Source organism: Streptomyces sp. NPDC090994, assembly GCF_044768905.1.
Classification (GTDB): Bacteria; Actinomycetota; Actinomycetes; order Streptomycetales; family Streptomycetaceae; genus Streptomyces.
This window is the reverse complement of the sequence record NZ_JBIVWS010000048.1, coordinates 2,222-9,874: the sequence shown is the minus strand read 5'-3', so window position 1 is coordinate 9,874 and position 7,653 is coordinate 2,222. Positions and strand designations below refer to the sequence as shown.

Sequence of the window (7,653 nt, the reverse complement as noted above, 5' to 3'; positions counted from 1 at the left end):
ACTCCCCACCTGGCTGCGGCACCCCAGCCTCACTGGACTGGAGGCACCCGCCTTCGATGACCTCGCCGCCCGCTACCGCGCCTGGCGTGCCGAACATCCACCGATCCTCCTTCACAAGAGCGGAAGGTGATTCATATACGCGAGAAGGCTGGGCCGAAAGAAACGGCCCAGCCTTGAGGATGCCGCAGAGATTCCCCGTAGGTACGCCGACTAGGCCCTAGACGGACTGGTCAAGTAGCAGCCAAGACACGCAGTCTGGCCGCTCCCCTGTCCGGGTGCGGCAAAACTCTTCCAGAGCTGCGCGGACCTGCGCTACTGGAATGGCTGCTTCCCGGGGATAGTAGCTTGGGTTTCCCGGATCTGCGATCAATGCGGGGTCGAAGGAGGGTGGGTTAGGATTCCCTGATGTCCAGACATATCTGGAGATGTCGTCCTCAGGTGCGCTGGCGGGCACCTTATTGGTCCACCATTTCAACGCTCCATAACCGTTTTTGACGTTGACCGACACGTACAGGTAGTTGCTGGGCCACCTTTCGCTGGTCTCTTCCGGGAATCGCCCCTCGACAATGCTCACCACGGCTCTTTCGGGTAGGATTTCGAAGCCGTCGGGCGTTTTGCCCTCTTGGATCAGTTCATTCATGATGTGGTCGATGAGAGCGTCGACTTCCTGCTCCGAACGAGCATAGATATCGCCGACATGCGTTCCACCGAGGACGATCATTTATCTGTCACCTCTTTACTGTACCCCTCAGGGGTATTGGATCCGCCTGGCCGGGGACATGCACCCAGAGCGTCTGGTCCTCGTAGAGGATAGCGGGCACCGCCTGCTGGCAGCCCATCGAGTTGCGCGTCGTCACCTTCGGACAGACATAGTTCGTATTGATGACAATATGCAGCTCTTTACCCTTCTCCATCTTGGTGGCCATCTCCCAAGCGACCTTCACTTCGGCGTGATGGGAGACATCCGCATAAGTAGAGAAGTTGGGGAAATCGTCGGAGCCCTTAAGGAAGGCATTGATGGTCTCGGAGAGTTCGCTCTTTCCGCTCACCACTGTCGACTTCCACACTTGCGTCCCATCGGGTTCAAAGACGTATCCGGATGTGGGGTCTCCGGATTGGCGCTCGGGAAGCTTTTTCCAGGCCTTCGTTACCCAGTCGGGGCACGCACCGTCGGTATTGTGGACGAGAACGTTGGTGGTGCCGGTCGAGACGTAGTAGGTGTGAAGATCGTCGACGGTGAGGTCGTAGGCGTCCTGCAGTCCCTGCCAGTCACGGGTGCGGGCGATGATGGCCGCGTCGTTCTGCGGGGTGCGCAGGGTGTCGCCGGCCTTGAGGTCGGCGGCGTTCTTCCATGTTCCGTCACTTGCGGACCAGTAAGGGTGGTGACCAGTGGAGGTGAGGGCGGAGCCGTCGGCGAGGGTGACGTCGGTGAAGTCCCGGTCGTCAGGGGTGTGGATGGTTCGGGTGACGCGACGGGCGCCGGTTTCGCCGGTGGCAGGGTCTGTGGCCGTGACGAAGTCGCCGATCTTAACCTGTTCGATCGGGCGGCCGGTGCCGTCGGCCATGAGCACCTTGGTACCGGCGAGGAAGCTGTGCGCTGCCGCTCCGGTCAGGCAGGCGACGGTCTGACGGGCAGCGCGGCCTGCCTTAAGCGCGTCGATGCCGTCGTCGATCTTGGTGAGGAGCTTGTACTTGCCCGAGGGGAGGATACCGGCGACGGCCATCACGCAGCCGAGGGCGGTGGGATCCTTGATACATGCCTCGATGTCGGCGAGACCCGAGACCTCCCAGACGATCGCCTCGTATGTCTTGGGGTCCTTCAGCGCGTCCAGAGTTTTGTCAATTGCCCCCTCGTCGCAGACGGTCGTGAGCTTGCTGAGCGTTTCGCGCCAGGGGGACGGGACCGCAAAACTGTCCAATGGGAGGTAATTGGTGCAGCGGTTGCGGGGTGCGCTTTCCTCCTGCGCCTTGCGTTCTTCCTCCGCCTGCCGGCGTGCCTCCTCGATCTCCTGCTCGGCAAGGTCGCGCGTTGTCTGCCAAGCGGCTGCGGCCTCGGCCTCCGCCTCTTCGGCGCTCTTGCCCGCGGCGATCGCCGATGCGCGGGCCTCGGTTGCGGATTCGTCGGCCTTCTGCGCCGAGTAGCGGGCATACGAGGCAGACCACTCAGCGTCGGCTGCGGAGTTTTCCGCAGCAGTGGCATCCTGCGCGGCCCGGTTGGCGGCATCCCGTGCGGTGGCCGCGGATGCCGCCGCGTCAGCAGCGCTCTGTTCCGCAGAGTCCGCGGAGGCTTCGGCTTCGGCCGCATACCGTGCGGCCACCTCCTTGGACGCTTGCGCCTTTTCAGAAGCTGCCTCCGCTTCGGCGGCTGCCTGCGCGGCGTTGGCGGCTGCTTCCACGGCACGCCAGGCGTTCTCCGTCGCCTTGGCCGCGACCAGGGAGCCTTCGGCGAGGAGGCGTTCGACCTGGTAAACGTGGTGGGAGGTGAGGTCGTCCTTGCGCTGGGCCATGTACTGGCCGGTGCTGACGAAGTCGTGGATCAGCTGGGGCGGGCCGGCGAGGGCGATTTTCGCCGCTGCCTGGACTTCGGGGCCGCCGGTCTCGGCGAGGCGGGCGGTGGTGACTCTTTCGTCGGCTAGGCGCTGGCCGTACTGGTCGATCTGCAGGAAGGTCGCGAAGGTCTTGCCGTTGCCGTCGGCGAGTGCAGTCTTGGCGGCTTCGCTGACTCCGGGGCCGCCGGTTTCGGCGAGGCGGGCGACGTCGACCCTCATGTCAAGACGGCCGGCCTCGTACTGGCCGGAGGAGTAGAAGGTATCGATCTGCTCCGGAGTGCCGTTGAGGGCTTCGGTGGCGGCGGCGCGGACGGAGGCGTAGGGGCTTTGGGAGCTCAGGTTGACGACGCGCTGGCGGACGTCATTGTGCTTGGCCTCTTTCCAGCGGGTGCGCAGGTAGTCGAGGACGTCCTGGTCGGTGCCCGACAGGGCGCGCGCGGCAGCTTCCTGGTGCCAGGGGCCCAGCAGCTTCATGGCCTGCATGGCGAGCTGGCGGCCCTTGGCGGCGGTGGCCTGGACGTCGACGTCGGGGCGGTCGGCTTCCTGGGCCAGCTGGGCGGCGGTGTCGTTCAGGGAACGGGCTTCGGCCTGAACCTGGGCGGAGGCGGAGATGCCGGCGTAGGAGGCTGTCGTCTTGGAGCGGGCCCGCTCGATGGCTGCCTCGGTGCGGGTGGTGAGGTCGGCTTCTTCGGTCTCGCGGGCTAGTGCGAAGATTTTCTTGGCCCGGGTCACCGCGGCTGTCGCGGCGTCGGCTGCGTCCTTGGCCGCTTCGGCGTTTTTCTTGGCGGTGGCGGCGTAGGTGGCCGCGTTTCCGGCCTGCTCAGCGGCTTCGTCCGCGTAGTCGGCGGCTTTTCTGGCATGTCTGGCCGCCGAGGTGGCAGCGTCGCGGGCCTCGTAGGCGGCGGTGGCGGCGCGGTTGGCCAGGTCGGCGGAGCGGTCGGCGGCGGCATCGGCGGCATCGGCATGGCGACGGGCCTCTATGGCCGCCTGACGGGCCTCGTTGGAGTGCAGGCCGGCGGCGTCCGCGTACGCGTTCGCCTGTTCTGCGGCGTCGGCCGCCGCGCGTGCGTTACCGGAAGCGTCCTTGGCCGCCCCGGAGGCGACTGCGGCGGCCGCCGAGGCCAGCCCGGCGTTCTCGGCCGCGACGGCCGACTCATCGGCGGCGTCGGCCGCTGCGCGCGCCTGCTTGGCGGCCTGGCTGGCGGCGGCGGCATCGTCTTTGTTGCCGGCGGCGGCGATGGCCGCCTTGTAGGCCTGATTCGCCGCCTCTGCGGCCGCGGCAGCGGCCGATGCGGTCTGTGCGGCGGCGAGCGCGGCCCGGTGTGCGGCAAGGTTCGCGGCGTTCGCCGAGCCGATGGCCTCCTGTGCGGCCTCGGCCGCGCCCCGTGCGGCGTCTGCGGCCTGCGCGGCCTTGACCGCGGCCTTCTCGGAGTCGTCCTTGGCGGCTGCGGTCTCCTCAGCGGCCTTCAGCGCGGCCTCCTTGGCCAGCGCGGATGCCTCGATCGCCTTCTTCGACGACTCCTCGGCTGTCTTGCGGGCATGGTCGGCTTGCCGGCCCGCCGCCTCGGCCCGCTTGATCAGGTCCTCGATCGATGCGTGTTCCTGGTCCCGGTTGCGGGCGGTGAACTGCCCGATCTCCAGGAACTCGACCATGTCCTCGGGTGTGCCCTTGAGCGCGACCTTGGCGGCTGCCTTCACGTTGGTGCCGCCGACGGTGGCCAGCCGGGCGACCTCGACGCGGTTGTCCAGTTCACGGGCGGCGTACTGCCCCTGGTTCAGGAAGAGTTCGCGTTCGTCGGGGGTGCCGAGCAGGGCCTCCTTGCCGGCGTCCTGCACGCCGCTGCCGCCTAGGGTGATCAGGCGGCCGATCTCGACCCTGTTATCCAGGTCCAGTGGCGTCTCATACCCGTACAGGAGGAAGGTCTCCAGCTCGGCCGGCGACTTCAGGAGCGCTTCCTTGGCCGCTTCCCGTACAGCGGAACCGCCGGTCATCGCGAGCCGCGCCGTCTCGACGCGGTTGTCGGCGTACTGGATGGACTCCGCTTGGTCGAGGAACGTGCGGATGGCCTCGTCGCCGCCGAGCAGTGCCTGCTGGGCGGCCTCTTTCAGACCGGCTCCGCCGGTCTCCCAGTAGCCGACGATATCGGCGCGTATGTTCGCCGGCAGCGGTGCCGGTTCCGCCGCCATGGCGGCGGGTGTTCCCAGCAGACCCGACAGCAGACCCGCGGACAGCACTATTCCCACGGCCCGCCGAGGGCCAGAAAACCGTCTCAGTACTCCCGAACCAACAGTTCGGAAGGATATGCGCCGTCTCACTCGGCGACTCCTTCACAGTCAAAGAAAGATCCAGCCGGATAGGCGCACTAGCACTACGGAAGAGGCAAGGGTGCACCGATACAAAAAATCCCTCCCCGTGAGTTAACAGTCATTTACTGTAGGGCTCTTAGCATCACTGGAACCGCTTGATCGTACACCGATTCCCCCAACATGCGAGGGGGCTCCGGTCGGCCACCCAGGATGCTTTTCCGCCTGCCGTGAAGATGCCTCTATGAAGGGTGGAGACCTAACGTAAGATCATCTTATTTGGTCGAAAAAATTCCCCTATATGAAACTATGGTAAATTCCTTTTTGAGTACGGGCTTTTAGGTAGGTATGAGGTATCTCTTGAGTCAAGGCTGGCTGGATATGTGGTGAACATCCTGTGGGTGGAACCTGTGCTGACTGTGTACGATCGATCGTGCAGGAATGCGCATGGCAGAGTCTCTGTTTCGAATTACCGCGTTCTCTGTATTTTCGTCTGATTCGAAAGGACCCCCGTAGTGATAACCCGTGCGCGAAAGGCGTTGCTGAGCGTTGTGGCTGCAGTGCTTGCGGTATTTGCGGCAACACTCGGCGTGGCCCACGCCGACAACGGCGACGCAGTGGCAGCTTCGGCTGCAGCGGAGGGTGAAATGCCCGGCATCGTTGAAGACTTCAACTACCCGGGCTCGGCTCAGATCTACGAGGAGACCGGCGCACTTCTCAAGCGCGGTGACGGTCACATCGTGATGGTCCCCTGCGACGGTAACAACGACATCTGGATCATGAGTAACCAAGACGGCGCGGCAAATCACTGTTTCAACGTCACAGCCAAGCCGGCCTACCTCACGCTCGAGATCCCCAAGGCCCACGGGATCTGGACCAAGGCCTATCCCGTGAAGACCACCCTCCGCGAAGACGACGGCACCACTACCGTGGTCAACGCACCCGCCAACGACTTCACCGGTTACGGCGAGTCCGGTGCCTCCGGCGAACGAACGATGCTCATCGAACTGCGTGTCACCGCCTGACCTGTCCGGACCTTCACTCACACCATGTTCTGAACCTGCTCGCCCGGCCGCACCGCACGCGGTTCTCGAATCCGCCGAAAGCTGCACAAGGTTCCGATCCGGCTCTCACTTGGCCTTGTGAGCAGCATGCTCGCAGCCACGGCAGACACCTGGTCTCTCACGACCGCTCCGGCCCCGGCTACTACCGGTAGCCGGACCCCGACGGCCAGGCCTACCAGCCCCTCGCCCTTGTGTACGAACCCGTTAAGGAAGACACACGTGCCCATCAGAAGTTCCCACCGCACACAGGGAAACGGCCCTGCTGGCCTCCATCACCGCAGCTTTGCTGCTCACATCGTCCCCGGCCCGGGGCCTCGACGGCGAGACCGCTACTGCCGGCGCCGCCGCGTTCACCGTGAAGCCGAGTAGCTCACCGGCTACCCCGGCACTCCCAGTCTCATCTGTCTGACCGGCAGCACCACTGACACCGGCAATGAACGGATGGCGGTCGCCGCACGCAAGCCGTGCGGTGATCACGTCTGCGGCACCACTTCACCGACATATCAAACCTAAGTTAGGGGACACCGTGCCCATTAGACGCTCGCGCGCGGTGCGGGCCATTGCGCTGATGGCGTTCACTGCCATGGCCAGCACTCTGCACACTCACCCAGTCCAGGCTGCAGCAGGTGATCCGGTTTCGGAGCAGAGTTACGCGTTCACCGCAAAGATTTTGATCGGTGACAACGTCCGCAGCTGCAGTGGCGCGCTTGTTGACGCTCAGTGGATTCTGACCGCGAGCAGTTGCTTCGCGGCTACTGGACAACCAGCTTTCCCGATTACAGCCGGCGCGCCGGCCGAGAAGACCACCGCCACCATCGGCCGCACCGATCTGTCGACTACCGCAGGCCACGTGGTGGAGATCACCGAACTGGTTCCCCGCTCCGATCGTGACCTGGTCATGGCGAAACTGGCCGCGCCGGTCACAGACATAGCACCGGCCGTCATCTCATCTACCGCTCTGGCGCCAGGTGAGGTCGTGCATGCGCTGGGTTATGGCCGCACCGCTGATGAGTGGGTACCCAATCAGCTGCACACCGGAGCGTTCACGGTGGAAACCACCTCTGACACCATAGTGGCGATCGAGAGTGCGGGCGGGGCCATCTGCCGGGGAGACGCGGGTGGGCCCGCGTTGCGGGAGAAGGATGGGCAGGTGGAACTGGTTGCCGTGCACAATGCCTCCTGGCAGGGTGGCTGCTTCGGTGAAACGGAGACGCGTACAGGCGCCGTAGAGACCCGGCTGGACGACATCCATCAGTGGATACAGCAAGTGCGTCGTCTTCCTCAGGCGTCCACGGTTACTTCGGGGGACTTCAACGGGGACGGCAGGGACGACCTTGCTGCTCTGTACGACAATGGTCCCTCTCCCGAGGGTAAGTACGGCACCTCTCTGTATGCGTTCTACAGCAGCGGAACCGGATTCAGTGCGCCTCGCAAGGTATGGGAGTCCGGCAGCTTCACCTGGTCCCGTAGTCAGTTGACCTCGGGGGACTACAACGGGGACGGCAAGGACGACGTGGCTGTCTTCTACGACGGCGGCACCGCGACCGACGGCAAGGCCGTCTCCTCCCTGTACACCTTCACCAGCGACGGCACCGAATTCCAGGCACCCCGCAAGACCTGGACCAGCTCGGGCAGCTTCACCTGGTCCCGCAGCAAGCCCACCTCGGGGGACTACAACGGGGACGGCAAGGACGACGTGGCTGTCTTCTACGACGGCGGCACCGCGACCGACGGCA

Annotated in this window: 4 protein-coding genes; 2 read left to right on the top strand and 2 right to left on the bottom strand. The window is 64.8% G+C overall.

The genetic code is table 11. The features are described from left to right. Positions 1–217: 217 nt before the first annotated feature. Positions 218–721: an Imm1 family immunity protein gene (locus tag ACIQR3_RS38120; RefSeq protein ID WP_403546172.1), complete on the bottom strand. Its 504-nt coding sequence runs from the start codon at positions 719–721 to the stop codon at positions 218–220. 7 nt (positions 722–728) lie between these two features. Then, positions 729–4,736 (bottom strand): DddA-like double-stranded DNA deaminase toxin, encoded by a 4,008-nt coding sequence (locus tag ACIQR3_RS38115; RefSeq protein WP_403546170.1) that lies wholly within the window; start codon positions 4,734–4,736, stop codon positions 729–731. 668 nt (positions 4,737–5,404) lie between these two features. On the opposite strand from ACIQR3_RS38115, the gene ACIQR3_RS38110 reads away from it, so the two are divergent. Together ACIQR3_RS38110 and ACIQR3_RS38105 are read left to right on the top strand one after the other, a co-directional pair. Continuing rightward, the gene (locus tag ACIQR3_RS38110; RefSeq protein ID WP_403546168.1) at positions 5,405–5,878 is read left to right on the top strand and encodes a hypothetical protein; all 474 of its coding nucleotides are present in this window, start codon (positions 5,405–5,407) and stop codon (positions 5,876–5,878) included. 565 nt (positions 5,879–6,443) lie between these two features. Further along, positions 6,444–7,653, top strand: a 1,210-nt coding sequence (locus tag ACIQR3_RS38105) for a trypsin-like serine protease (RefSeq protein ID WP_403546166.1), incomplete at its 3' end; no start/stop codon positions are given.

What these genes read in the sequence shown, in the direction of transcription:
- ACIQR3_RS38115 (WP_403546170.1), bottom strand. Translation starts at nt 4,736, where the DNA reads ATGGCGGCGGAACCGGCACCGCTGCCGGCGAACATACGCGCCGATATC.
- ACIQR3_RS38120 (WP_403546172.1), bottom strand. Translation starts at nt 721, where the DNA reads ATGATCGTCCTCGGTGGAACGCATGTCGGCGATATCTATGCTCGTTCG.